The organism is Candidatus Termitispirillum reticulitermitis (assembly GCF_054655775.1).
On record NZ_BAAIHG010000208.1, the window covers coordinates 1 to 668 of the forward strand.

Here is a 668-nt window from a genome sequence, read left to right on the forward strand (position 1 = left end):
TTAAAACGCCATTCCGTCTCTTTAAGGTGTAATATAAAACTCTTGGGGTTTATCCCCCTAAACTTTGCAAGCCTTGTCTTGGCTATCCCCCAAAAGTTCTCTATCCCATTCACATGCGCCCTGCCATTAGCAAATACATCATCAGAATGTTTCACCCGATAATGTTTCTTGTAGCCAGCATTAACTAACCCGTCATAGCCTTTCCACTCGTCAGAATATATAGTTGAATCATTCGGAACCAACTTCTTGATAATTGGCACAAGCTCACCAGCAGAACAATTCTTTACAACTTGCGTATAGACCTTGTCCCCTCGTTTCTTCATACCAAAAACTTTCGTCTTGCCTCCCGCTCCACGACCTCGTTTCCCACGAACTCGTCTTGCTCCAAAATAACTCTCATCAACTTCTATCTCTCCCTCAACAAAACACGACTCCTGCTCCGCCAAAGAACTAATCCTTTGACGAAATAACTTCGTTAAATCGTGCACCGTGTTCCTGTTCACTGAGACTAACTTAGCAATCTTTATCGCCTCTATATCAGCAACAAACAACTTCAATATCTCCCTAAACTTCTCTTCCGAAATGTGGGCACGCTTCAAATACTTGTTTCCCATAATAACACCATAGCTTATATCAACTTTAAGTCAATCTAAACTAGGCTTGAACCA

The 668-nt window shown here is 41.6% G+C and carries 1 protein-coding gene; it reads right to left on the reverse strand.

All coding sequences use genetic code 11. The annotated features are described in order from the left end of the window. Positions 1-614 (reverse strand): IS1595 family transposase (locus AC1MDJ_RS08325; protein ID WP_479690446.1); only part of this gene is annotated, 614 nt, incomplete at its 3' end. Positions 615-668 lie beyond the last annotated feature (54 nt).